The sequence below is a fragment of the Paenibacillus sp. UMB7766-LJ446 genome (assembly GCF_030226665.1).
In the GTDB taxonomy this organism is placed as follows: Bacteria; Bacillota; Bacilli; order Paenibacillales; family Paenibacillaceae; genus Paenibacillus; species Paenibacillus vandeheii.
Genome location: NZ_JASOYM010000011.1, coordinates 1 through 24,459 on the forward strand (window position 1 = coordinate 1; position 24,459 = coordinate 24,459).

Consider the following 24,459-nt stretch of genomic DNA (forward strand, 5'->3'; position numbering starts at 1 on the left):
GTGCGATGAAAGTCGCACGCACGGTGTGGAGAAGGGGAAAAGGCGGTGATTATATCAAATCCTTACCTATTTCTATTAACCTGGCCATCATATTTCTTCTCATTGTCGTACCGTTTTATCTCATATTGGATATGCGAACATCGGATCAGAAGCTAGTTAACCGGCTAGAAGCACAGTATTCAGCAGCATTACATACGGCTGTCCAAGATGCGGCGTTTGCCTTGAATCAAAATGAGTATCAGGAGAATGAAGCTTCCTATCAGTCCAGCAAGTATTTCAATGCGAATAAGGAAGCTGCCATCGAGACATTTTGGAAAACCATGAACCTTAATTTTGGTGCAGGAGAGGATCCGGTATCCCAGGGCGCGCTGGCAGCATACGTCCCGGTAGTAGCCGTTACCGACTATAGCGGATTCCATATCTACGCATTTACGGAGTATACGGACGCGGGTGGGAACAAGCTTTATAAACACGAATGGAAACCGGAGAAACCTTATGCCTACAGCGATCAAGCGGGGAACAGCATTAATTTCACCTTGGACAGTTACGTAACCGCGTATGAGGCAAGTACAGGCACCTGGCTGAAGGGTTATCGTAAGGAGCTGCAAGGACTTACGGATATTTCACTATTGAATGATGAAAAGCAGTTTGATGAGATGCGGCGCAGAACCATTGTGAATGCAGTTCAAAAAGATGTGGCCTATTTCATCAATCAACATAATCAATTTGCTCTTCGACTCGGCAGTTACTATGATTTTAAAATTCCTCTGATTCCTAATGAGGAATGGACAAACAGTGTAGATGACATTGGGATTATGGCATTCATCCAAGGCTTGCCGGTGGGGCACCAGTTCTATAACAATTACGCATTTGGTAGTGGCCGGATCGTAAAGAAGAATGTCGTGTATGGAGCGATAGATGAAAGTACTGGTCTGAAATACTATTATCGCAGTAATTATCCACTGAACATGCGCGTTGAGGAGACGTTCGTATCAGAAAAGGATGCTGCAGCTGCAGGATACATGCCTGCAAAAGGACTTAATACCAGATAGCTGCTAGTGGGATCTGTGCCGATTATACAAAAGGAGCTGAAGATTTAATGAAATTTGAATCCCATCCAGCAAATCAAACCAAGGCAGGAAAAACAAAAAGCATACTACGTATACAGAATCTTTTAAAGATCATGTCACATGATTCGAAAGTCATTAAGTCAGCCTGGGAACTACAGGTGAAAGAAAAAAGATAAAAATCGGCACAGATCCGAAAAGCAACGATTAAAAGCAATGTTGCCTTCCGGCTCTGCCGGAAGCCTGCGACCTTCTATGTCACTTGCCGCGACTTGGACCAGCGTATCATGGCCCTTGAAATCGTCAAGGATTTGCCGCTGCGCGTTCCTGCCTTGACGATTAAGTTCAACTACTCCGGCAGCGTCTTCGTCGCTTGGCGGAGCCTCCAGTTGAACTACGGGCGAAGCCTGTTATGAATGTATATTCGGCATGATAAGCTTGTGCCAAGCGGCAAGCATAACGGTCGCCACCGATCATATCTGATCCCACATACATCGAAGAAAGGACGAAAACTATGGAAGCAGAAATCATTGTTCGTATTACCAAAGAAGGATGGACTGAAACACTGAAAGTAGACGGCAAGGAGTTTAACAAATCTTATGTCAAAACAAATACCGGATCTGAAGGAGAACAAACTTGTTGGGAAGACGATCCCAAGGCTCCAGAGATGGCCTATCCAGCGTTTGATGAACTGACGAATGGCTGCCAGGAAGCGATGTACGTTCTCCGATCATTCGATGAAGGTTGTTAACTGCAGGTATTGGAATTACCGATAAAAATAGGGACTATTAATTTTTGAGGGGAGACATTTCAAATGAAGATGAAAAAAGTATTGTTGACGGTTGTAGCAGGGGCGATGATGTTCACGGCAGTAGGGTTTGGTGGAACTGCAGCACATGCTGCAACGACACCTAAGCAAGTCGAAGTTTTGCTGAACACGGTGAAAATGAAGTTTCCGGATGCGAAGCCGTTCCAAGATGGTCAAGGCAGCGTCATGGTTCCAATCCGTTTCGTTTCAGAAGCCCTGGGTGCTAAGGTGACCTATTCTAAAACTGGCAAGGTGTCTAAGGTAGGCATCAAGTCCAAGGATCACACGGTAGATATGACGATCGGACAGACAACTGCGACCGTTGATGGTCAAAAGAAAGACTATGGAACACAAATCATCTTAAAACAGAATCGGACATTTGTTCCGTTGCGTCTGGTCAGTGAAGGACTTGGTCAAAAGGTAGAATGGGACAAAATTGGCCGCTGGGTCTGGATTGGAAATAAGGATTTCCGGAGCACAGATAATAAAGAGTTTAGGTTGACGAAGCTTAGCAATTTCAATGCTTACACGCAAACTAAAGACATTTTCAAGAACTCGAAGGGTGAAACATACTCAGGCGTTAAAATTATAAAGGAAAGTGACCTTCCACTGCAATTAGCTGATGGTCAGGTTGTATACAGCATTGATTTAGTGAAAAATCCAATCAAAGGAGATGACTGGGTTCAAATTAGAAGCAGTTCCAGAGGCAACCCAGTTACTTTTCTGGTGAAAAATAGTTTTGGTAGAGGAAGACACGTTGTTGATGCAGGGTTTGTGAATAATGGAGATAAGACAGGTATGAATAACTATCCCGTTTTAAGTAGTCTTGATCTATTTCAAAACGGGAAATTTGTAGAGAATTATGATTACAGTAAATTTAAAATCAGTTCGGCTGATTATATTCTCTTAGAAGATGGCAACTTAGAAGATTATGCAGTTGCCATTGTAAATCCATTTAAATAAAGGAGATAGGGATGAAGAAAACCATTAACTCCTTGCTTAGTGTGGTACTTATCTTGTCTTCCATTCTTACGATTTTTACTTTTCGCATTGGACAGGCTGAAGCAATTGGCTTTAATCGACTTTATCAAGATGAGGATCCGGCTAAGTCAAATATTTACTACTTTGTAGGAATGGTATATTACGAAGTTTGGAGAAGTTCAGGAGGTACTTGGACTGATGAAGGATATAAACCGGGTGATACTGTACGAAGAGTTGATGGCGGACCTTATGAATTCACATTTTCATCAACTCGTAAAATTAAGTCTGTGAAAGTAAGTCAGTTTGACTTTGGGTGGGATTACGCTAATGAAACCTTTAATGCTTCACGGACGGGAGAACTAGCGGAAAATGATAAGAAATACTATCAAGATGCCACTTCTAAGGTTCGCTATACTTACGAACAGACGCCAGTTATAGGCATAGGGACAAATTCAGCTAAGTTAAATGTGTATGTTTTAAACGGCGTATTAGATGCTGTTAGAGCAGTTGATAGAAAGTATGAACAAGAACAAAAACCTGGTACTCCGCCGTTTGCTCCTGGAGTGTTAGGTTTCCGATACTATTTTCCAACTTTGTTCACTATCGAGCTAGAACCTGAAGAGGGAAAAGCCATCATTCAGCACTGGACCACAACTGGTCAAAGGTTGAATGGAGTTGATCATTTCGTTGATCGGGAAGAAAAGCTGGAAAAGAACAAAGATTATAACTTTGTCCATACTGATCCTGGGAGCAATTATACGTATGCAGGATATAAGAAAAGTACTGTGTCGCCGCCTTCGGGCGGTAGACCAAGTGGGGGAGACCCTGGAAACTTTAAATACAATGGATCTTTTCCTATATATTATCTGAATTTTTATTATGAACCGAAAGGCGGTACAACAATACCAGACAATCCGAGTCCCGGACTGGTTTGTACAAAGCCAGAACCCGGTCGTACCTTGGAAGGCAAGTATATGGATCCGGCTGCAACAGGAGTTATTAAGGCTGATGCACGAGGAAGCGAACCTTTTGATGTGTCAAAGGGCATACCTACTTCAGAAAGCCTGTATGGTAACGTCTTTAGCAAAGATTACTTGGTGCAGAATAAATTTGTGGAGATGTCAGGGATATGTACGTACACGGTGGTTGTCGAGCAGCACTGGACGTTGACTTGGCTAGATCCGCGGGAGGTACCGACAGAGGACGGTGGTACAAGGACTGTCTATGATATTCCGCGATCTAAACCAGATGTACGACGCCCAACATACCAAGTAGTTCGGCCATACTCTTACTGGACGATTGATGAGTTGAGTGTCTATAACATCAAGAAAGCTACATTGATGCAATATGCCTTTTCGGGCAGTCAGATAACAATTGAACCTTCTGGATACGAACCACCGGAATTTCAAGCAGAAACGACCGGAAATTACTACCCAGCAAACAATCCGAGTCCAGTTCCTGGTCCTTCCCGGAGTAAAGACGGAGGTACGAGTGAACCAACCATGGAGGAAGAGAATTTGCAAAGCGTAGCTGAAGCAGCTATTCCAGATGTACAGGTTGAAAATGACTCGCTGATCTTTAAAGGGCAGACGATTATGAATAAACAGCGTGTGGCTAAACGTGGACCTCAGCCAGGGAACATCCCGGCACCAGGAGAGATCGGAAAAGATGTATTGTACAGCCCGTATAACTACATTCCATCTAACAAGGTCAACAAGAAAGATGAGGTCAGCACAGGAAAAATCGAGTTTATCATGGCAGCGGGCAGTATTAACACCGAAGAAGAGGAATTGGAGTACGAGATTAACGGCATAAATACAGTGACCGTGCATACACCAGTCGTGAACTACTCAGCGGTATCAGACGACCAGCCGCACAACCAGAAGACCAAGCCTAATATGAGTCGATCTGCACTGATCTTGGATAGGCCGTTCATCGTCCGGATCCCAACATCCGGTCAGCACTTAGATGTAGCGCAATATCCGGGGTATGGCAACAGGGATTACGCGAAGTATTTCCGGACTAAGCAGGTGAGATTCCCGTTCGACGTATACAATGAGTCCAAAAGCCAATTGATCCCTAAAGATACCTGGATTGATATTCCGGTGTACCAATTAGATACCACGTTCCAGCTGCCAGTTTGGGTCGATGAAGGTGACTACCAGGTATATTTCCGGAACATTGCAGAAAATGCTCCAGAAGGATACACCTATGAACAGGATGCCAATCTGAATCTCGTAAACCATGCTGCAGTCGATCAAGTGAGTGTTGAAGTTATTGGACGATTGTATGACTTTCACATTACGGACATTGCTGATTATAACTGGGAACGTGTCTTCCGGACATACATTGGTAGTAAGGACTCTACGGGGGTAAGCTACTGGGTTGGCCAAAATGGCATCGATGGAGCTCCGCGAGGAAATAACGAACCCTATACACTGCCAATTCGTGCAGGCAGTAACCCATTGACAGGAATGAAAAATGTAGCTGTTAAGACAGGATATCATTTTAAATTTGACTTCAAGACGATGGGTAACATGTTTGGAACTAAAGACGGGATTCGGATAACACCGACATTCACATACGTGAGTAAGGGTGGTGGTGCACCTATTCCGGTGGATCTGTACTATAAAACCAACGAGCAACCATTCATAAAAATCGGATCTCCGGAAGATAAGGTTGAGCGTTATGTCATCTTGAACGAACGCTTACGCAGCGTGCCGCAAGGAGATATCAAAAATGCAGGATACTGGCGGTATGATCAATACTTAACAGCAGACCAGCAAGCCGGCACCGATCGAGACCTGTATATGCGAAATTACGTTCTTAAGTACACAAAGAAGCCAACGCCGGTTGGTGGATACGCTCAGCTGCTGCTCCCGGAACAGCTCAAAACACTGATCGGACCGAAGGAAATCCCATCCAACGCAACGGTCACTCCGGAACGAGCAAATGCATCCATTCAGCAATGGTACGGGGAGTATAGCATTCCTGCAGACAGCTATGTAGTTGCACAAGGAACAGACTTGGCCGAATATGGCCGGCTCCATGGTGGACTTACTGACAAGTCTCCCATCTTCCTGAAGGACGGCTATATTGTGGTTAACTTCGATATTGAATCGATTCAGAATGGAAACCTGCAGGATCCGCATCTACAGTATATTAATGCACCGCTCATGAATCAATGGAGACTGGAAGGATTTCGTCCGAACATCCTGGATTCGTTCATGAATGTGTTCAATCTTCGTGACGGAGACATTGTGTTCTATAATGCGGACCAATCCAGCCGCGATGATTTCAGCGCACAAGCTCCACACTAAAATATTCGGGGCAGACAACCTGCCCCACCCCTTAATAGGAAGGAGAACGGAATGAAATTTTTTGGAAAATATAGCGTACTCTTATTTTTTTTCGCTTTTTTTTCGATTTTCACGCTGCAGACGCAGGCTAATGCAGAATCCAATGTGGATTTTCTGCTCTCACCAGTCAAAGAAGTGGAGCAGTCCAGTGGTTATTATCGCGACAAGGTGAACGGTGGAGAAACGAAACAATACACCTTTTACGTGGAGAACCTGATCAAGAAACCGATAGACCTTTGGATCTATCCTGCAGATGCAGCGCCAATGGTGAACGGCGGAAAGAGCTACACGCTGAAGGGTGAGAAAAACAATTCCGTAGGCTCTTGGATATCGCCTTCAAAAGAACAACTCATTCATCTTAAGCCTAACGAAAAGAAGAAATACACCTATACCGTAAATGTCCCCAAGGATCTGGATCCAGGTGAGTATGTCGGAGGGATTGTAGCCGAACAAATTCCAGATGAAGAAGCAAGTCCATCCCAGGCTCAAAACAAAGCGGTTCTGTTAATTGAGCGGATTCCACGCATCGGGGTACAGATCGTGATGGAAAAACAGAAGGAGCTCGCTGTTCAAGATATGAGCATCGATGATTTTAAGCATAGCTACATAAGTAACGGTTACTCGCAGCTGACCATTAAACTAACCAACACAGGAACGATTCTACAGCGACCAAACGGACTGATTATGATCCGCGATGCAAACGGTAAAGGGATTTTCAGTGAATCGTATGACGCTGCAGCGAATGAAAAGTCGATCTATGCCGGCAAGACCGCTGATATGGTCTATTACATAAATGACCAGATCCTTTGGCCAGGTGAGTATTCCGCTTATTTTGAAGCCAACTTTAACGGCAAAAAAGTATCCAGGACGTTTAATTTCACCGTCACCGAAGCAGACGTGAAGAAAGCCCAGGAAAGCCTAAGTAATGCCGGTCTATTACAAGGAAGAGGTGGACTCCTGGATTGGCTGAAGGAACATCCATGGGCCATTGTGCTTGGTGCTGTACTGGTGATCCTCATCTTGGGAACATTGTTCTTATTCCTGATCCTTTTGCTCAAACGAAAAAAGAAAGAGGATGAGGAAGAACAGGTACGTCAGCGCGCTGCACGCCAAACCGTTCACACACCTCAAGACTGATCCTTTTTCATGAAGGGAGGTGGTTCCCATGTGATTTTAATCGGCTGTTTATATCAAGTCAAAATCATAAAAGGGATGTGAACGCATGAAACGCTTATGGGTTTCTGCAGTGCTGGTTCTCGCATTGGCACTGCCAGCCGTGGCCTCAGCGGAGGACATGGAGAAAGAGGTTCAGGTTAACGGTGGGAACCTGGTCGTCACACAGTCAAAATTAAATTTTACGGACATTACGCTTGCTGTCCGGCAGCAGCAAAAATCCCAAGCTGCAGCGACTACCCGGGTCATTGATGATCGCGGGAATGGAGGCGGATGGACCATCAGCCAATCGGGTACTGATTTTGTCACGACTATGGATGGACAGGAATTTTATATTCCGATCGATGCGGTACGAGTGACAGCTACCCTGAAGAACACGATCTCGGGAATTCCACTTGACTTTACTCAAGGGGGACACATTGCTCAAGATCAAGTGTTATCGAAACAACCAACAACGCTCTTTTCCGCAGATGTGAGTACTGGCCAGGGAGCATACGATTTTGATCTCCAATATACATTAACCTTGCCACAAGTCATCAAGACAAAAGAGGGTAAAGAAATTGGTATTGTCGCTGGCACATACAAATCCACATTTACGACTACGTCAACATCAGGAATTTAAGGAGGGGTGAACATTTTGGAAAAACAGAAAAAAGAGAAGAAGAAATACTCGACTCGGATTGGATGGAAACGAAGTCTGATTCTGACTTTGGTGCTTGCTTTGATTCTAGGTACTTATTCTTTTGCTGATTTTGGACCAAAAGCTCAGGCGGCAGAATATTCTCGTATCATAGGAATTGATACTTACCATGAAGGCAATACATTGGACGGCGGTAACACTGTTTCGTCTCTAGAACTAGAAGGCGGCAATCGTGTACGTCTGAATGCCAATAAAGGCCAACTTAAACAGGGAGAGTTCATAAAAACAAGAACTTATACTGCAGGAAGTTCGACATCTGTAGTAAAGAATTTGTATATCACTCTATCTGGAGATCTATTTTATCAAGAGGGTACAGGTACCCCAGTTAAAATGGCTTCAAACGCTGTAGATTTTGAAGGATACGCTCATTACAATAACACAGGATTTGACAGTTTCTTCATCTTAAAGTCAGATGGGACTGTAGAAGCCTGGGGTAGGGGAGCTAACGGTCAACTGGGTATTGGCTATGCTCAGGATAAAACTGTAGCTACGAAACTCGTAGATCCAGCAGATAGCACTGAAGATCTTAAGGGCATAAAGAAGATAATTCCAATGGCCCAGAACCCCGGGAAGAATTCAATGTTACTTGTAGGCGATGGAAAAGTTTATTTGATAGGTGTAGCCTTTGGTTATGATTCTTTGCCAAAAGCAACTCCCGTGGATATTACTTCCTTCTTCCCTGCCTTTAGTACTGCAGACGAATTTGATATGTTCCGACTAAACAATGAATCTAAAGATTCCACTGCGGCTACGGTACGTGTTTTTGAAATCGCAGGAAGTCAGTACACATTGATCGACACTACAAAGTTCAATAAAGAGATATCTGGAACTTTAGACACCTCTTCCACCACTTTGTATCCAGTACCAGCAGGGATTAACGCCAGAAATCTAACAAAGGTTTCGGGGTCTGTAACCAATCAGTATGCTGGAACTGAAAACAGAACTTTATATGTTAGCCTTGATAATGGGGTACTATCTTACTGGGGAACCGCAATAGACAAGTTCAACGACATATACTCTTTGGAGAGTAGTTCTGGAAAGCCTTTCAGTTCTGAAATAAAACAAGTTGCTACGGGAGTAGATTATATTTCTACTAACCTGGGAGGCAACATTTATTTTGTAAAAAATGGCAATTTGTTTTACATTGGACCAAATGCATCTGCCTCTACCGGAGTTGTGGGAGGACCTTTTGTTACTCCTTTGAAGATCACAGGTCCTGCAAATGAATTAACAGACCTCAAGAAGTTTGCAGTTGGCAGTGGAGGAAACTTCTATCTGAAGAATGACAATACTTTGATAAGTTGGTCAGGAACAGGGGCGACCTTTACTCACTCAAAGAAATATATTGATATTTTCACGATCAGAGAGTCTACCAGCACCCAAACTGTTTTGGGTATTACGGATGACTATCAAGTACACACGCTGTACAAAGGTTCTAACTCAGTGAACGTCCTGGAGTCGAATCTTAAAGTTATTCCCAAAGATTATGTTACTCCTGTAACCAATCCGGATAAGCCAGTATTGTCGATTACTTCGCAAGATAAATTTAATCAGTCAATTGTATCAATCAATTATGGTACTACGGGGGATATTGCCACTAAACAATATCAAATTAACGGTGGAGGTTGGTTGGATTACACCGGTGATATTATAGTTACTCAATCGGGTAGCGTTACTATCCAAGCTAGATCTGCAGATGGCAATGGTAACATGAGTGAGGTTGGCGAGTTAACGATTACTAGTGATCCGATCGTCATAACTGCAGGTCATCCAAAGATCGATAAAATTGCTGCAGACGAATTTAAAATCAGCGCTGATTCCACAGGTACCGTTAAGGTACAGGTAAGAGTGGATGGAGCTGCGTGGCAAGATTTCAATACGGCTAACAACTTGTTATTAACACCTGGAAATCACACAATTGAAATCAGATTGCTCAATGATCGTGATCAAGAGCTTATTAACAAAACGTTTGATGTAACGGCAGATAACCCGGCACCAGTAGTTGTTGGTAAACCGGTCGTCACACAGAAAGGACTCAATAACCTATACGGACTCGATATTGAGGTGTCGTATGATGCTTCAGAAGGTGAGGCACTGTACTCCATTGACGGTGGCGAGTGGATCTCAACCACAGGATCATTTAGCGTATCCAACGCAGCTCATACCATTCGAGCAAAAGTTGTTACTGCAGGTGGTAAGGAGAGTGAGGTGACGGAGTTTGTAACAACCGTCTCTCATCCAAAAATTACAGTCAATAATGATCAGGTTTCCATTGAACTGGGCATCAACACAAGTGATGTCACTGTCCATTACAAAGACAGCAATAACCAATGGGTAGAGTACACGGGCCCGGTAAGCTACGGTCCAGGTACACATAATATTGAGATCGAAGTAAGAGATAGCACAGGCACACCAGTCTTTAGCGGAGGCCCATACACCGTAACAGTTATTGACCCGAATGCCGGTAATCCAGGTGGCGGTGGTACAACACCTACTCCGGATCCGGGAACTGGCACACCAATCGGTGAAGAGGACGTTGATTTTACCGTGAATAGTGGGGGACTTAGCTCTCGGTTTGAGGGTGCGGATCTCTCAACAATCATCATCGACAATACAAACCCATACCAATCCATTAACTCGGTCAGCCGTGCTTTAATCGAGGACAGCCGTGGGAACGGAAAAGGGTATCAATACAGCTTGGATGTGACTGATTTCGTATCAGATCCGATGCAGGATAACTCCACCAATTCTCAAAGCTTGGTTGTAAGTATTCCGGCCAATTCCTTGTCCGTGGATGTGCTGAATACCAAAACGATTACCGGTCCAGCTGCCGAGCTTTCAAACGTTGGAAAACATGTCTTTACTGGGACAGGTCCTGAAATGCTAGCGACTGCAAAAGCATTTGAAGGGATGGGGTACGTTGAAATTCCGCTCAACTTTACGCTGAGTATTCCGGATCGTGTTAAAATCATCTCTTCCGGATCTGGAAGTAAATTTGTACCTGGTGAATCTACAGGTCTGATGGCCGGTATTTACAAGTCCAGATTTACATTCACACTCTCCTCAGGTATTTAACCATCTTACTCTTGGGGGGGCTTATAGAGCCCTTCCAAGAAAATAAACATTCTCAAGATAAAGGAATGAGGATTTGTTTATATACTAATATACTAATTAATATGTTATTATATAAAGGATAAAATTTACTAATTATAGTAGAGGAAGGCTAGGTGAGTCACTTGAACAATTTAGGAGAAATTGAGGTATCGACAAAAGAAACAGTACGAATGATAACGGAACGATTCTATAAAAGAGAGATAGATCAATTTCAATATATGGAGCAGATACTAACATGCTGTGCAATGATCGGAGGATTCTGTAATTCGTTAAAACGGTCTCGAAGACAGGAGAGCGAGTTGATTTCGAAGTTAGTTAATCTGCGTGATGATATCGCTCAACCTGTTATGCAAATGGTGTATGAATCAATTACATCGCCTATAACTAATCAGAAAGAGATTGAAAGTGAATATGAGTGTGAATATATCGAGCTTGCCGTTTAACCTTCAGATTAAAAAAGATTCCTCACGTTTATCTAAACTAATACATAAGTTTCTTTTAATAGACTGATACTTCTGATATAATATATTAACTACGATACTATTGTGATTTTCTTTGTTGCAAAGCAAAGACGGAGAGATTTGATTACCAAATTTAGAAAAAGCATTTTACCACGGAGAATAACAGTATGCCAGTATGGTGTACTTCTTTCTTCGTGGTTTTTTTTGCGTAATGGAGGAGATTTTATGAAAAACTTGATGAAATTCAAGGAGAACCTGGTCCAAGAACAAAAGTGCACTTTTTCAGCTGGTGTTTTTCGTGTCGTAGATGCTGCCTTTAGTTGTTCGATATCTGACGAGGTAGATTGGGAAAGCTTTACTCTTCAAGATGCAATGGCTGCTTTAGATTATGCGAAAGATTATGTAGGTACTGAAGTCATTGATGAGGGATATGGCCATCGTGCTAATTGCAGTAATGCGATTCATGCATATCTACATAATGTAGAAATTATGTACGCTTTTAAGAAGCTTAGCCCTATCCGAAAAACAGATGATCATCTGGGATTCTTTTAAATTGGAGTGGAGGAGCTATGGAAAAAACTTATCTTTGTGATGAGCAAGTGTATCAGATGCAGGCCAAAATGGATGCAATCTATATGGTGAAAATGCTACATGACCACGGGTGTGATATCAAAAAAGAGCCTATCTCAATAACAACCTATAACTGGGGAGATCAGTCTGAAGTGTTTCACGAGGCGATACGAAGGCTGTTCCCACAGGTTAATTCTGTGTCCAGAAGCCAATATGAGGAGGTTTGGGAGTTTCAGTGTTACTTCCCTGTTCTCGAAAGGCTGGAATCATTGGATTTAATAGAGCTAAATACCAGGTGTAAATCCCTGTTTGATGTGGAATGTCCATACTTTGAGATGGTTATGCAAGGAGCACTGATGCGGGACGCTCTCCACTTCAAAATTTCGGGAGTATGGGGGTATCACGCCAATTTTCTTGAGAACATCATATCGATAAAGAATTTAGTCCTCTCTTTTGTTAAGGAAAAAGAGGATAAGCTTTTGAGGTCTATTGAGAAAATTATTTTGTTGAAAATGTTCCCTATGCTCAGGGAGTATGCCTCACACATTGATGATTGGACACCAATGTCCTTATTACAGAATGTAATGGGTATCGATGAGTCTGGATACGAAAAAGAAGAAATGAGTTTTAAGGAAATATGCGAGATCCTCAAAAATAAAATAGTTCCACAGGAGGGTGAAGTAGGTTGAATATAGGTATTGTACCGACGAGGGAGTATGCGATCCAATTAGAATCAAATGGAAATCAGTTTATTATCGTCTTAAAGGATAATAGTCTCCCTGAAGTCCTGGAATTTCAAAATGGAGTCAGTGTTGGGAAAGGAACATATTCACATGAAGCACTTGCTGAAGCAATCGTTCTTTCAAATAACATCTCGTCCCACGTTACCCCTTTGCTACCCCAGGGATGCATTAAATTCGTCGAAGGATCATTGAAATCCTACTGCTTTATAAGTGTGAAAGGGAGGAACCGCCCACTTTATTATCACGAAGCAGAAATTCAAGATATTCCTTTTCCGACCTTGATCATGGGCTATGAGTTGTTAAAAGAAAATAATGGTGCCGGATATATTGTAAACAATGTTTATGTAGTTACGGTAGATGAAGAATTTATTAATGAAGATACCGAGGTGTTTGTCTATCCTTATTCAAATGTGGGTGAAGACTACCAGGTCTGTTTGGGATCAACTCAGCTACCTGAAATCCAACGTATCTCGCAATTATCTACCTATCCGGAACTTTTTTTTAATGGACAGAATACGGATTGCTACTATAGCCATGCGAATGAAAGTAAATATTCGTTTAGAGAATTACTTGAACAGGTTAAAGGTAGGGAATTTCCGTCCTCTTACTTAAAACCAATCGGTATGAATCTACACGAATGGATGACAAGCATTGCTTTAGTGATATAAACCTAAATTAATTGGAGGTATAAATATGAATAATGAACAATATGGAGATAATGATCTGTTTACATACTTTGGTGGAGGTTTTGTGAGTCCAAAAGATTCTTCTGAAAATACGGATCGGAAAGTAACAGATAACCGCAGCATAGAAGGCAGTTGTGCCGAGGAAGAGAAAAACATGCAGGCCTCAGATGCTTGTCGTGGTCTTACTGCTGAAGAAGAAGATGCCTTGAAGGATGAATCTGCGGATACCCCCTCCGATAAGAAAGAAGAGGCGAAGGTAACTTTTACGCATAGCACATACATATGTTATGCCGGAATGAGTAAGCCGATTAGTAAATATTTCAGTTCTGACCAAATCCCCCTTCTAACACTCGAAGATGTCCGTAAGCGACTGGAGAAGGATTTTCCTGAAATGTCAAAGCAGAGAACAAATATGGACTATGATGCAAAGAAAAATATCATTGTACCAGTCATTGCCAAAGGGAAAAAAGGGAGCGGGGCATTCTTCCATGATGAAAGTCGAGGATATTTTTTCTCGGCTTCCTCTCTCATGGAGTGGAAGAATGAATTCACCATCTCCTACTTAGCAGCAGAGGATGGTTTTTATGAAGTGAGAGATACCAGTATTGGAGTATTTGTGTCAAAGGTCGATATAAACATGCTCTGGAAGCACTCAGATACTGCGCGTGAATTTATTGATCATGCTTCGAGAGTTGACAAGTTATATCCATGTAGTGAGGGTTTTAAGTTTAAATTGCCGAAAATACCTATACAAATGATGCAGCAATTGATCTCATTGTTTGCTGATTATTCAAAGAAGAATAATGGTATCGAAGTCATGGGTGTAATTTACTGGGATCAAATTAAAGAGAAGTTCATGCTGGATATACCACTCCAAGAAGTACACAAACACGGGATTATGGTGGATTATAGTTCTTACCCTCATCATGTTATAAAAGTAATGGAAGTGCACTCCCACAATACAATGTATGCCTTCTTCAGTTCAATTGATAATGAAGATGAACTAGGTACTCATTTATATGGGGTTATAGGAAATTTGAAGGAGAACAATAACAATATTCAATTTGATATAAAAACCAGGGCAGGGGTAGCCGGTAGATTTATACCGATTCCTTCAGCTTCCATTCTTGAAGGAGAATACGAGGATCGAGACAATTCATGGAACGCAATGCAAAGGCTTCTTTATCCGCATAATTGGAAAAAACAAGTGAAAATAGTAAACGGGGTGTGAGGAAATGATACATCTAATGGACTTTCATAAAGAAGACGAACGCTTTCGATACAATAAGTTGTCAGATATCTACTATTACATTGTCTTAGTAGGCTGCGGGGGAACAGGGGGGTATGCTGTTCAAAGGATCACAAAAATGTTGGCGGCTTTTCAGAAAGATTCGTTTTTAATGATCGCAGATCCGGATATAATTGAGGAGAAAAATTTAATACGGCAACCATTTATCCGTCAGGATATTAGCTGCAAGAAAGCAGAAATAATGGCCGGTCGTTATGGTAGCACATATGGGCTTAGAATCGGATCTTACACAGATAAGTATGTAGAGTCGAAAGAAGAAATAGAGAATCTCTTTTCTTTGACTGATTATAGACATAAGTCGGGGCATCACATTCAAAAAGTTCTGATCGGGGCCGTGGATAACGATTTTTCTCGGAAAGTAATGCATGACTATTTTAAGAATACTGATGATCTGATTTATATCGATGCCGGTATTGAGGGTGTTTATGTTCCTGAAGGAGAGTCGTGGAGCCAAAAAGATAGAGAAGAGAGTTCGGAGAGTGGGTATTCTGGCCAAGTGGTTGTAGGCATGAAGAAAAACGGAAAAGAAATTCTTGCCCCGCTGGATTCAATTTATCCCATTGATGATAATGATCTGATTCCCCCATCCCATAATTGCGGGTTGGAGCCCTATCAGCCTCAACGTATGATTGCAAATGAATTTGCGGCCTTTCATATTTCGACGATACTAAATGAATTGTTTAGTAATCATTCGATTCAGGTACACTACGCTAATTTTAATGCCAGAACCGGCGCATGTCGTCCAGTATACGTTGGAACATAGTCTAGTTGGAAAAAACCACGACCTATTTAACATGGTCGTGGTTTTATTTTGTTTTAATTAATCACAGTTATTGCACAACCCGCCAGGGAGGGAACCTTTTTCGAATAAGGTATTACAGCCAGGGCAATAGTCATATAAATCTTTGTGATCTTCGCAAACTCCATCCCCTGAATCCGTGTAATAAACTACATCGGAATTACAATGTGAGCAACTATCGTTATAGTCATTCAGGTAGCTTTTAGTTTCCTTGTATCCATTAATACCAAATCCACCAACTGTGAACTTTGATGTTCCCTCTTTTATTGACAATTCATCATCAGTATCATCTAAAGTGAACTCGACTGAAAAACGGCCGTGAATTGAACATTTTCCTTGTGTTGATGTAATTTCTTTACCATAGAAGTATGAACTAACTGCAATTTCAATGTCTGTTTCAAAACTTCCTTGAATAAATGCCTTTTCATGATGATAATCAATTGATTCGACGGTAAGCACTACATCGGTGGTATCCTCCGGGTAATCGGTAATTTCTACATCAGAGATTGCATCATCAATGTAATGTTGAAGATCGCCACTATGGACCAGATAAAAATCCAGATCATTTTTATTATTGAGAATACTACTCCAATCTTCTCCGTCAAACAATTCTTCAATTAAATCATCCGAATTTTCTTCAAGGAACATCAGATGTGTATCGATTGCGATTTGATTAATACTTGAAATATATCTAATTAAGTTCTGTCCTGTTGACATTATAAACTTCTCACCAACGATTTCACTGAACTCTTGAGAAAGTTCATAACGTGGACACGCAGGTTGTTTGTCAACCAGGACCCACCAGTCTTCCTTAACATCATTTGTAACAAATATTATGCTTTTGTTTTCTAATTTAGCCTTAGAAAGAGTTTGTTTCCACAAGATCAAATCTCCGAATTTCCTTTGTTTAGTTGGGTCATCCGCATCTTTGGATATATCTTCATAGCCTGGGGGGATTAAATGCTTAAATCGAATTTCCCCTTCTTGATACAATGAGATTGTTTCAGCAAGGGAAAAGCGTTTCCCTGTTGCACCTGACTCTACTAGTTCATGTACAAATTTCTTTACAGCATCCTCTCTTAAAACCTTAGTGTTTTCGTCGATCTGCTGCTTAATGTTATCTTTATACTGCACAGTAGCCTTTTGCATCTCATCTATAAGACCAGTCATCTGAACTTTGAGCTCATCAATAAGTGGATACTTTAGCTCTAAATGTTTTATGAATTCACCTTCAAGCGTATTCTTATTTTTTTCAATCGTACTTTGGATCTGTTTTAAGAATACCTCGTATTTAGTGAAATTTCGACCATGCTCTTTTGTATGGTTATTTTCAAACTCTTGAACAACTTGTGCTGGTAACCAAATTCTATCCTTAGCTGATCTCAGTATCTCAATATACTGATTGATTACATCCGGAGATTGGCTATACAAACGGAGAAATACGTTTGTATCTAGTACGATCAATGGATCAGAGTCCCAAACCTTTTTGAAATTATCGAAATTATCGAGCAACTTGAATACCTCCACTTGGATGATAGAACCAAACAGGTCTATTGTATCAGGTAAATGAAAATCTATCCAATAATTTAACTAGATTAACAGGTTGTTTGACGAAATTTGTAGATTGTAGTATAAATAGATTATTACGTTTTAATCTATTTTCACTGTCACCCGAGATGACAGTGATGGAGTAAGCACCAGCATTACCTGGTACATAACAAATTTGAGCTATTTAGCCATGGAGACATAGACACCGAGTAGGGTGTTTTTTGTGTTTCGATGGTTTTTTTGTATTTTTGTATATCTTATATTGATTTCTACTATGGATACTTAATAGTATTCAACTTCTAAACCTAATATCTGTATTAATTACATTGAGGGGGAAATTGTAATGAAGAATGAGTTGGAAGTGCTAGTTATGTTTGAAGAGGATCGCGCTGAACAGAATGTGACTGCGTATATCCCTTGTTTAAAACTGGGGGCACAAGGAGACACAATGGAAGAAGCAAGTATGAATGCTGTAGATCTCGTTGAGATTGAAATGGAGAAAGGTCGCTTACAGGTTGTATGTAGTCATGATGACGCACGAATTGAAACACTTCAAGTTAATGGACTTAAATTGATGGTTATGTTCGAACAGCAAGAAGCAGAACAGGTAACTGCGTATATACCTGCCTTGAGACTTGGAGTTCGGGCAAACGATACAGAAGAAGCACGTACTATGGCTATGGAACTGATGAAGATCGAGTTACTAAATAGAAAAATTGAAGAACTTGAAGAAAATGTCGTATTCGAGAAGATACGAGTAGCAATCCCTGTAGCATAGATAGAGCCAAATATAATGTTAATATTAATTAGATTGGCTCGTAGGTTGTCCAATCTAATATATACAAAGCACGTCTGCATACCTTTACAAGGATAGAAGACGTGTTTTTTTAATTATTATGGATAATATTATGAGGAATCATATTTTTTGTCCAACTAATTATAATCTGTTTAGTATAATTAGTTAGGGGTGAAATTTATGAAAAACAACGAAGCAATATTCTATTCTAAGTATTACCGAACACAATATTTTTTACTAGATCAAGAATTAGTCTTAGGGAACAAGGACAAAAGAAAATGCCGATTTTGTGGAATAACGAATACAAAGAAGTTTAGGAAAGCGGCTCATGCGATACCTCAATTGTTGGGTAACAAATATGTGGTTTCATATTACGAATGTGATAACTGTAATGGAGACTTTGGTCAACATATAGAGAATCAACTTGGAAATTACAGTGGTCCATTTAGAACACTTACGTTACTCCAAGGGAAAGGTGGGATTCCTTCGCATAAAAGAGAGGGAATCATTGATATACAAGCTCACGGGGATATTGTCCAAATTGAAGTTGATGAACGATATTCCAAACTTGTTGCTTACGATGAACAGTCCGGGGAGATCAGTGTAAGCTTGGAGAGAGGAAAATACATACCGATGGCCGTCTATAAAGCATACGTAAAGATGGCACTTACCATGATGGATGAAGCTGATTTTTTAGAATTTCATGAAACGTTAGGTTGGATTAAAGAAACAAAACATATTTTAAAGCATCCACTCGTACAACTGAATGCCTACACTAAATTTATCGATGGAAAAGATGTGTTTCCGTTACCTGAGGTGTACCTTATATTTAGAAGGGCAGATGCTCCTTCAAATTTACCATACGCCTGGATGGTACTTTGTACAGGAAATCAAGTTATCCAGATCATGATCCCTTATAGTGATCGGGATAGAGGATTTGAAAATTATTTAGAACAAGGACAAATCCCGAGGTTCATTAAACATCCACAATTATTGAGACCAGGTGCTTTTGATCAAAAAAACTGGTCTTCGGCTGAACCGATTAAAAATGAACGTATGCCACCTCTTACTCTTTGTTCGATTCCGGATTTGATCAAAGTAGGAGAGGGGTATGATTTTAGTGAGCTGCTACAGGAATTTGGAGATGAGGAAAAGTATAAGAGATTCATGGAAAGTTAGAAATCACAAACCCTATAGAAACTTCTTTTTTTTGGAGAAACATATATTGATTAACGCAGAGAAAAGCTGAAATATTATATAAGCAGAATAGACAACTCCAAGGCGTTTGGAGTTGTCTTTATTTTTTTGAACATACACTTTAACATTTTAATCGATTACATTACAATAATCTTAGGTTCCGATAATTGAAGAGTATCGGAACTTACAATAATTAAGAAACATATTTATAATTATGTAAACTAACAAAAACTCTAACTGTTCTTTATTGTTTAAATCGAACTTAGGGGGGCAAATTTGTTTCGAGATTATGCTGATTCTGATGTGCTCATACAGGAATTTGAATCGAATAATAAGTATCTGTCTATAGAATTGGGATTACAAGAAGTAGACCCTAGCTTAATTATTGGCTTATCCCGGGTACCCGTAGAATCGCAGTTGGAAGATCTGCTATCTAAAGTCCAGGAAATGGGCTGGAATGATCCTGCTCCGCAGGGAGTGCAACTTCAAATGTTTCCTAATGGGAAGTATGTTGTTCATTCGGGAGGTAATCACCGTGCTGTAGTAAGTAGGGAACTGAATATCCCTAGTATTCATGCTTCAGTAACTGCTTATCTAGCAGAAGAGAAAATTTCTAAAGAAGAATACATTATAATAGAAGAAACTCGTCAAAAACTCGATGATTTAAAAGGAAAAGTTCGTTTGTTACCGATGGGAGACATAGAACAAGTAGCTGCCGAAATTACTTATTATGAGCAAGAGTTGAACGATTATTTGATGACATTATACTTTCGTGATAGCTAAATATTATGGTTAAGGGAGGGTATGTATGAAACCAAAACCATTGGACAATGGTATTTATGAATTGGATATGCTTAAGACTAAGCTGGATGCCCTTCTTGATCAAAGCCGGCAATACATGGCAATGTCAAAATCGGAAAATACATCAGTTGCTTACAACAGTGATTTTAATCACTTTAGAAAGTGGTGTGAGTATCATGGTTTACCTTTTCTCCCAACTACTGATGAAGCATATGTGATGTATCTAACTGATTTGGCTGCATCTGGTTTTAAAGTAAGTACGATTAAAAGAAGAATGACTTCTATTTCTCAAGCACATCAATTGAAAGAGTATCCATCACCTAATACGATTTATGTGAAAACAGTGTGGTCCGGAATACGGAAAATGCATGGATCAGCAGAGAATGGAAAGAAGCCAATAACGATAACCCTCCTGAAGGAAATGCTACTACAGGTTCCAAACGGAAAAATGATTGGCTACAGAGATAAAGCACTGTTGTTGATGGGGTTTAGTGGAGCTTTCAGGCGGTCTGAACTCACCAACCTAGACGTAGAAGATATGAGTGTTACGCCAGAAGGATTAATTGTGCGCATAAAAAAATCAAAAACGGACCAGGAAGGAAAAGGTCAGACTATCGGCATACCATATGGTAATAATGCTGCTACATGTCCGGTTCGTGCCTATTTGAATTGGATTAATCAAGCAAATATTATAAAAGGGCCTATCTTCCGCTCCGTAAATAAGCATAGTCAAGTATCTGAGAGTAGGCTCTCTACAAAAGGCGTTGCTTTAATTATCAAAAAATACGCGAGTGCTATTGGTCTTGATGATTTTGATTATTCTGGACATAGTTTACGTTCAGGCTTTGCTACTACTGCTGCTATGCTTGGTAAAAGTGAAAGAGCTATTAAAGATCAAACACGCCATACATCAGACGCTATGTTACGTAAGTACATTCGTATGGGGTCCATTTTTACTGAGAATGCTGCAACCAACATCGGTTTGTAGTACTCAGTTATTTCCTTACAATAGAATTTAATTTATACTGTAATTTAGATAATTGGCAAAAACCGTTCTGTAAAACAAGAAGGAGGAAACATGTCATCGAAAACGTTTACCGTTAATATGACCTACACATTAAATAGTGGCGTGAAAGGAAACATGAAGTTAACGAGGCAACAACAATTAGATTGGCTTGAATGCTACCGTAGCTCATCAGTTTTCGTTAACACAGAGGGAGAATTGATCTTGGGGCTAAATCCACGCCTTGTTGCAGACTTTTCATTTGAGAATATAGAGAAAATGAGTAGAGGTGCTGATCAATTTGAACAGCGGACTCAGGTTCGTAGCGAAGGTTATGATCGTGGATATAGCAAAGAAGTGTATAAGATCTTTTGTAAATGCAAAGCGGTATATGTTGCGACATTATCCCGAGATCTAGACGTGATAAATTGTAAGTACTGTCAGGAGGAATTAGTTCCAGATCGAGGTAGAAGTAGGGTTCAAACTATTTTTGGTGAAGCGTGGATAACTAGTAATCGATAAAATGTATTATAATGTACATATATTTTTAGGTAAGCAACTATATTGAATTTAAGTTGTTGTAGATAATATATGAAAAAGGCAAACTTGCTGAAAAGCAGGGACGCAAAGCTGAGGGCCTAATGTTCTTTCAAATCATTGAACTATGGCAGCCTGGTTACCGCTGATGATAAAAATCAATAATCAAACGGTAAGGGGGCTCCTATAAAAGGACCCCCCTTTTTTTATGTAATCAGCTCTAGCACCATTTAGGCGAAAGGCTTACGTTTGTCTTAGACGGCTGTTAAAGGAGGAGACTGTTCCATGGGAACGGATACCCATTTGGATGAATACTTTTTTGTAGCTTGAGATTTTGTGATTTCAATGTCTATAAGATCCATAATGCAAGCGATTGCCTCTTGTTCTGTATCACCAACTGCACCCAATCTATAATCGGGTGAGTATACACTAACGTTGTTGGTTGCTGCGTCTTCTTCTACTAAAAGCATAATATCTCTTTTCATGCTAAAACCTCCGTGTATGATGTGTTTCTTTGCGTTAACTTCGTACTACTTATAGTACGATTATACCTTACATATGGGTCATTAGTATCATGAGGCGCAAATGGACTGAAATAGTTCTTATATGGAGAGAAAGTTGTCGAAAAGGGGCGAAAACGGAAAAATTAGGAGGGAAAACTCATTGTCAGAAAATATTTTAACTGCTATCATCGCGGATGATAGTAGTATAGACAGGGATATATTGATGGGATTTGCGAAGGATGCTGGGATAAATGTACTAACAACCGTTGCGTCAGGGGACTGGCTTATTGACGATTGTTCACGCTATCAACCAGATATCATCATCATAAATGATCATCTGAATGGAACTTCTGGATTACTTGCTTATGAAAGAATTTTAGACCGTGACCTAAAACCATATATGATTTTGGTTTCGGATAATTTAACTAGAGACCTTATGCTTGATGCGGTACGATTGAAATGTTCGACTTTCCTGACAAAGCCAGTAAATCAGAAAGAATTCAATGAAAAAATAAATACTGTTCGTGAAGCTCGTGATCGCGACTTGCAGATACATTATTCAACGCAAGGGCACCTTATTCGCTTGAAATCAGGTTACAAAACAGTTCTTTTTAATGAACACAATATAATTGCAATTGAAAAATTGAAAGGAGAACATCGCTCCTTCGTGCATGTTGAGGGAGAAGGGAAAGGTTTTTTTACAACCAGTTCATTGAAATCGATAGCAGCTCAACCATCAAAGGTATTAATGATGCCTAACCAATCTAGCATTATAAATCTAAATTTTGTTGATCGTGTTTATGCTAGTGCAAGCACTCATGGAAACTATATCATTGAGTTAACAAACGGACTTGAAATCGAGCTTCCTCGAAGAAATCGTAAGCAATTTGATGAAGCTTCAGCAGTCCTGGCCAATAGTAATTAATAGAATTATGTAGTATGGATCAGTTCATAATGAGCTGATTTTTTTCGTTGTCAGGATGATTTACTGGAATAAAGTTTCATAACTATACCGAGTTCGGTCAAAAATTTAGAAAAATAAAATATTGCAGAAAAATCTATTGACCAATGCTAAATTTCTCCATAAAATTTTACTTATATAGAGTTATACCTATAAAAATTGGTTTTAATTTCAAATGATGATAAGACAAGGTCATTAACATCTTTTGAAGCAACTTAATGATAGAAATCTGGTGGAAAGGTGGTGTCAAATTTGGGAGGAGAGAAGCAAAGTACTATTCTTACAGAATTGTTGAAATACATAACGAGAAACAATCTATTACCTTCTCACTTGGCTGAAAAAGCAGGGATCAACTCTGGAGCTTTTAGTCGTATTATGAGCGGATCACAGACAATATCTGTAAAGATCCTTGATAAGGTCTCTGTTATAATGGGGCTCAATCCTGGTGAGTTGTATGAACAATACGTAGATGAACTGATTATTGACGAATCTACAGATTGGAGAAGATTGAAACCATTTCTCATAAGGTGTTCAGAATTGGGGAAGCTAAGCTGTATTGAACGCATTATCGGATTTATTATGGAGAAACAACAATATATCCCCTTGTTGTTTGAGGTAGCTGAGTCGCTGGAAAATAAGGAGGCTGCTATTTTTCTCTTTCAGAAAGTAGCTGATGCTGAGAGATATCAACATTCCGAACGATTGGCGATTGCTCAGTACAGAATATTCAAATTAATGTTAAGTGATGATCAGGACAACAATCTTGAGTGTGCCATACAGTTTGAGCCCTTCATCGCACGTTTAAATGAATCTGAGCAACTTGATGCATTTAAAGACCTTGCAAATCTCTATTTATCTTTACGACGCTGGGAGAAAGCGAAATATCTGGTGGGAGAAATGAAACGTCTCTCGTCCTATTTATATGAACAAAAACACCTCCGGATCAAAAAAAATAAGCAGTTTACAGAACCGCAAAAGCCTTTGTTTGGATATATACTATATGCCAATGTTAGAGGGACTTGTTAATCTGAATACGTTGTCCATAAGTTCTAACAAGATTACAGATCTAAAGCCGCTAGCAGGATTGGTTAATCTTTGGAGACTCGATGCTGCGAATAATAACATCAAAGATCTTGCTGCGTTATCTAAATTAACTAACTTACTTTCTCTGGATTTATCATCTAACCAGATCTATGATTTGGAGCCGTTGAGAAATCTTCAAAGATTGTCTTACCTCTATCTGAAAAAAATCGAATCTGGGATTTAGAGCCGCTCCAACAACGTGGTTTTTTACCGTATTATGATACGGGTGCATTCATTGAACCACTTGCACTGCAAAATAA

At 40.2% G+C, this 24,459-nt stretch carries 22 protein-coding genes and 1 riboswitch; of the genes, 20 read left to right on the top strand and 2 right to left on the bottom strand.

Annotation, left to right across the window (positions count from 1 at the left end; all coding sequences use genetic code 11):
- The 12 genes from QP794_RS23370 to QP794_RS23425 all read left to right on the top strand — a co-directional run.
- Positions 1-1,052: hypothetical protein (locus tag QP794_RS23370; RefSeq protein WP_285079129.1), on the top strand; the 1,052-nt coding region annotated here is incomplete at its 5' end.
- A 529-nt stretch (positions 1,053-1,581) separates the two neighbouring features.
- Positions 1,582-1,818, top strand: a complete 237-nt coding sequence (locus tag QP794_RS23375) for a hypothetical protein (RefSeq protein ID WP_285079130.1) — start codon at positions 1,582-1,584, stop codon at positions 1,816-1,818.
- A 63-nt stretch (positions 1,819-1,881) separates the two neighbouring features.
- Positions 1,882-2,838 carry a copper amine oxidase N-terminal domain-containing protein gene (locus QP794_RS23380; protein WP_285079131.1) on the top strand — a complete coding sequence of 319 codons (957 nt, stop codon included), beginning with the start codon at positions 1,882-1,884 and terminating at the stop codon, positions 2,836-2,838.
- An 11-nt stretch (positions 2,839-2,849) separates the two neighbouring features.
- Positions 2,850-6,176, top strand: a complete 3,327-nt coding sequence (locus QP794_RS23385) for a DUF5704 domain-containing protein (protein ID WP_285079132.1) — start codon at positions 2,850-2,852, stop codon at positions 6,174-6,176.
- 51 nt (positions 6,177-6,227) lie between these two features.
- Positions 6,228-7,352 (top strand): WxL protein peptidoglycan domain-containing protein, encoded by a 1,125-nt coding sequence (locus tag QP794_RS23390; RefSeq protein ID WP_285079133.1) that lies wholly within the window; start codon positions 6,228-6,230, stop codon positions 7,350-7,352.
- An 85-nt stretch (positions 7,353-7,437) separates the two neighbouring features.
- The gene (locus tag QP794_RS23395) at positions 7,438-8,010 is read left to right on the top strand and encodes a hypothetical protein (protein ID WP_285079134.1); all 573 of its coding nucleotides are present in this window, start codon (positions 7,438-7,440) and stop codon (positions 8,008-8,010) included.
- Between the two features lie 15 nt (positions 8,011-8,025).
- Positions 8,026-11,163 carry a hypothetical protein gene (locus QP794_RS23400; protein ID WP_285079135.1) on the top strand — a complete coding sequence of 1,046 codons (3,138 nt, stop codon included), beginning with the start codon at positions 8,026-8,028 and terminating at the stop codon, positions 11,161-11,163.
- 725 nt (positions 11,164-11,888) lie between these two features.
- Complete coding sequence (locus QP794_RS23405) at positions 11,889-12,215, top strand: hypothetical protein (RefSeq protein WP_285079136.1); 327 nt, start codon at positions 11,889-11,891, stop codon at positions 12,213-12,215.
- Between the two features lie 17 nt (positions 12,216-12,232).
- On the top strand, positions 12,233-12,922 hold the full coding sequence (locus QP794_RS23410) for a hypothetical protein (RefSeq protein WP_285079137.1): 690 nt from the start codon (positions 12,233-12,235) through the stop codon (positions 12,920-12,922).
- Positions 12,919-13,644 carry a hypothetical protein gene (locus QP794_RS23415; protein WP_285079138.1) on the top strand — a complete coding sequence of 242 codons (726 nt, stop codon included), beginning with the start codon at positions 12,919-12,921 and terminating at the stop codon, positions 13,642-13,644. Before QP794_RS23410 ends, QP794_RS23415 begins: the two co-directional genes overlap by 4 nt.
- Before the next feature lie 25 nt (positions 13,645-13,669).
- Complete coding sequence (locus tag QP794_RS23420) at positions 13,670-14,893, top strand: hypothetical protein (RefSeq protein ID WP_285079139.1); 1,224 nt, start codon at positions 13,670-13,672, stop codon at positions 14,891-14,893.
- A 16-nt stretch (positions 14,894-14,909) separates the two neighbouring features.
- Entirely contained in the window at positions 14,910-15,734 is an 825-nt protein-coding gene (locus QP794_RS23425; RefSeq protein ID WP_285079140.1) for a ThiF family adenylyltransferase, read from the top strand.
- Between the two features lie 57 nt (positions 15,735-15,791).
- Here the strand turns inward: QP794_RS23425 and QP794_RS23430 are convergent, their stop codons facing one another.
- On the bottom strand, positions 15,792-17,282 hold the full coding sequence (locus QP794_RS23430; protein ID WP_285079141.1) for a PIN-like domain-containing protein: 1,491 nt from the start codon (positions 17,280-17,282) through the stop codon (positions 15,792-15,794).
- Between the two features lie 379 nt (positions 17,283-17,661).
- Between QP794_RS23430 and QP794_RS23435 the strand changes: the two genes are divergently transcribed.
- From QP794_RS23435 to QP794_RS23455, 5 genes are all read left to right on the top strand, one after another.
- Positions 17,662-18,096 carry a hypothetical protein gene (locus QP794_RS23435; RefSeq protein WP_285079142.1) on the top strand — a complete coding sequence of 145 codons (435 nt, stop codon included), beginning with the start codon at positions 17,662-17,664 and terminating at the stop codon, positions 18,094-18,096.
- Positions 18,097-18,294: 198 nt separating this feature from the next.
- Complete coding sequence (locus tag QP794_RS23440) at positions 18,295-19,293, top strand: HNH endonuclease (protein WP_285079143.1); 999 nt, start codon at positions 18,295-18,297, stop codon at positions 19,291-19,293.
- A 294-nt stretch (positions 19,294-19,587) separates the two neighbouring features.
- Positions 19,588-20,094 carry a hypothetical protein gene (locus QP794_RS23445; RefSeq protein WP_285079144.1) on the top strand — a complete coding sequence of 169 codons (507 nt, stop codon included), beginning with the start codon at positions 19,588-19,590 and terminating at the stop codon, positions 20,092-20,094.
- Between the two features lie 25 nt (positions 20,095-20,119).
- Positions 20,120-21,100, top strand: coding sequence for a site-specific integrase (locus QP794_RS23450; protein WP_285079146.1), 981 nt, complete (start codon positions 20,120-20,122; stop codon positions 21,098-21,100).
- 90 nt (positions 21,101-21,190) lie between these two features.
- Positions 21,191-21,637, top strand: a complete 447-nt coding sequence (locus QP794_RS23455) for a hypothetical protein (RefSeq protein WP_285079148.1) — start codon at positions 21,191-21,193, stop codon at positions 21,635-21,637.
- Positions 21,638-21,704: 67 nt separating this feature from the next.
- Positions 21,705-21,799, top strand: a riboswitch (cyclic di-GMP riboswitch).
- A 107-nt stretch (positions 21,800-21,906) separates the two neighbouring features.
- Here the strand turns inward: QP794_RS23455 and QP794_RS23460 are convergent.
- Positions 21,907-22,137 (bottom strand): hypothetical protein, encoded by a 231-nt coding sequence (locus QP794_RS23460; RefSeq protein WP_285079149.1) that lies wholly within the window; start codon positions 22,135-22,137, stop codon positions 21,907-21,909.
- Positions 22,138-22,315: 178 nt separating this feature from the next.
- Between QP794_RS23460 and QP794_RS23465 the strand changes: the two genes are divergently transcribed.
- From QP794_RS23465 to QP794_RS33220, 3 genes are all read left to right on the top strand, one after another.
- Positions 22,316-23,080: a LytR/AlgR family response regulator transcription factor gene (locus tag QP794_RS23465; RefSeq protein WP_285079150.1), complete on the top strand. Its 765-nt coding sequence runs from the start codon at positions 22,316-22,318 to the stop codon at positions 23,078-23,080.
- Between the two features lie 288 nt (positions 23,081-23,368).
- Positions 23,369-24,142 (top strand): helix-turn-helix domain-containing protein, encoded by a 774-nt coding sequence (locus QP794_RS23470; protein ID WP_285079151.1) that lies wholly within the window; start codon positions 23,369-23,371, stop codon positions 24,140-24,142.
- On the top strand, positions 24,123-24,383 hold the full coding sequence (locus QP794_RS33220; protein WP_350338896.1) for a leucine-rich repeat domain-containing protein: 261 nt from the start codon (positions 24,123-24,125) through the stop codon (positions 24,381-24,383). Before QP794_RS23470 ends, QP794_RS33220 begins: the two co-directional genes overlap by 20 nt.
- Positions 24,384-24,459: the final 76 nt, after the last annotated feature.

What these genes read in the sequence shown, in the direction of transcription:
- QP794_RS23395 (WP_285079134.1), top strand. Translation starts at nt 7,438, where the DNA reads ATGAAACGCTTATGGGTTTCTGCAGTGCTGGTTCTCGCATTGGCACTG.
- QP794_RS23455 (WP_285079148.1), top strand. Translation starts at nt 21,191, where the DNA reads ATGTCATCGAAAACGTTTACCGTTAATATGACCTACACATTAAATAGT.
- QP794_RS23425 (WP_285079140.1), top strand. Translation starts at nt 14,910, where the DNA reads ATGGACTTTCATAAAGAAGACGAACGCTTTCGATACAATAAGTTGTCA.
- QP794_RS23375 (WP_285079130.1), top strand. Translation starts at nt 1,582, where the DNA reads ATGGAAGCAGAAATCATTGTTCGTATTACCAAAGAAGGATGGACTGAA.
- QP794_RS23440 (WP_285079143.1), top strand. Translation starts at nt 18,295, where the DNA reads ATGAAAAACAACGAAGCAATATTCTATTCTAAGTATTACCGAACACAA.
- QP794_RS23460 (WP_285079149.1), bottom strand. Translation starts at nt 22,137, where the DNA reads ATGAAAAGAGATATTATGCTTTTAGTAGAAGAAGACGCAGCAACCAAC.
- QP794_RS33220 (WP_350338896.1), top strand. Translation starts at nt 24,123, where the DNA reads ATGTTAGAGGGACTTGTTAATCTGAATACGTTGTCCATAAGTTCTAAC.
- QP794_RS23410 (WP_285079137.1), top strand. Translation starts at nt 12,233, where the DNA reads ATGGAAAAAACTTATCTTTGTGATGAGCAAGTGTATCAGATGCAGGCC.
- QP794_RS23435 (WP_285079142.1), top strand. Translation starts at nt 17,662, where the DNA reads ATGAAGAATGAGTTGGAAGTGCTAGTTATGTTTGAAGAGGATCGCGCT.
- QP794_RS23390 (WP_285079133.1), top strand. Translation starts at nt 6,228, where the DNA reads ATGAAATTTTTTGGAAAATATAGCGTACTCTTATTTTTTTTCGCTTTT.
- QP794_RS23380 (WP_285079131.1), top strand. Translation starts at nt 1,882, where the DNA reads ATGAAGATGAAAAAAGTATTGTTGACGGTTGTAGCAGGGGCGATGATG.
- QP794_RS23385 (WP_285079132.1), top strand. Translation starts at nt 2,850, where the DNA reads ATGAAGAAAACCATTAACTCCTTGCTTAGTGTGGTACTTATCTTGTCT.
- QP794_RS23450 (WP_285079146.1), top strand. Translation starts at nt 20,120, where the DNA reads ATGAAACCAAAACCATTGGACAATGGTATTTATGAATTGGATATGCTT.
- QP794_RS23405 (WP_285079136.1), top strand. Translation starts at nt 11,889, where the DNA reads ATGAAAAACTTGATGAAATTCAAGGAGAACCTGGTCCAAGAACAAAAG.
- QP794_RS23420 (WP_285079139.1), top strand. Translation starts at nt 13,670, where the DNA reads ATGAATAATGAACAATATGGAGATAATGATCTGTTTACATACTTTGGT.